At 60.1% G+C, this 1,129-nt stretch carries 1 protein-coding gene; it reads right to left on the reverse strand.

Going from position 1 to position 1,129, the window contains the following annotated elements:
* Positions 1-87: 87 nt before the first annotated feature.
* Complete coding sequence (locus BRAS3843_RS22130) at positions 88-1,005, reverse strand: amino acid ABC transporter substrate-binding protein (RefSeq protein WP_008971284.1); 918 nt, start codon at positions 1,003-1,005, stop codon at positions 88-90.
* Between the last annotated feature and the right edge of the window lie 124 nt (positions 1,006-1,129).

Genomic DNA, 1,129 nt, shown 5'->3' on the forward strand with positions numbered 1-1,129 from the left:
CCCCAAGTGAGACTGCCGCTGGGGACCCCCACCCCCGACCCCTCCCCGCAAGGGGGAGGGGAGCGCACTGTTTCCGTGGCTGCGACCTCACATCGCCTTGTACGAATCCGGGTCCGGCGAATCCGATGGTTTGGCGAATTCGACCTTGAGCTCCGGCGAGATCGGCGTGTTCAGGTTCAGACCCTTCGGCGGGATCTTCTGCATGAACCATTTGTCGTAGAGCTTTAAGCCCTCGCCGCTGGTATAGATCGCAGCGGTCGCCGCATCGACCACCTTCTTGAAGGCCGGGTCGTCCTTGCGCAGCATGATGCCGTAGGGCTCGGGCTTCGAGAATGCATCCGTCGAGATCGCATAGAGGCTCGGATCCTTCGAGCCGGCAACGAGACTTGCCAGCAGAATGTCGTCCATCACGAAGGCCACGGCGCGATCGGTCTCCACCATCAGGAAGGCCTCGGCGTGGTCCTTGGCCGGAATGATGGTAACGCCGAGATTGCGGGCGGCATTGGCCTCGGTGAGCTGCTTGATGTTGGTGGTGCCGGCGGTCGACACCACAGTCTTGCCCTTGAGATCGTCGATCGACTTCAGATTGCTCGCCTTCTTGAACACGTAGCGGCTCGCGGTCAGGAAGTGCGTGTTGGTGAAGGCGATCTGCTTCTGTCGCTCGGCATTGTTGGTGGTCGAGCCGCATTCGAGATCGATGGTGCCATTGGCGAGCAGCGGAATGCGCGTTGAGGATGTCACCGGATTGAGCTTCACCTCCAGCTTGTCGAGCTTCAGCTCCTTCTTGATGGCATCGACGACGCCGTAGCAGATGTCCATGGCAAAGCCGACCGGCTTTTGACTGTCATCGAGATAGGAAAAAGGAATCGAGGAATCGCGGTAGCCGAGCGTGATTGCACCCGACTCCTTGATCGACTTCAAGGTGCCCGTCAGCTCCTCGGCCTGCAGCCCGCTCGCGCACAGCGCGGCAGCGAAGGCAAGGCCCAAAATGCGTAACTGCTTCATTTGTTATCTCCTCAGTCCGGCAGATGGCCGGATGCTTGCATAAATCGGGCCGAATTCAAATGACCCTGTAGCGCTGCGGCATTAGGCCGTGGCGCCAAGCTTGCGGATGGTAAACAGCGACGCC

Origin of the sequence: Bradyrhizobium sp. STM 3843, assembly GCF_000239815.1 — a bacterium.
GTDB lineage: Bacteria > Pseudomonadota > Alphaproteobacteria > Rhizobiales > Xanthobacteraceae > Bradyrhizobium.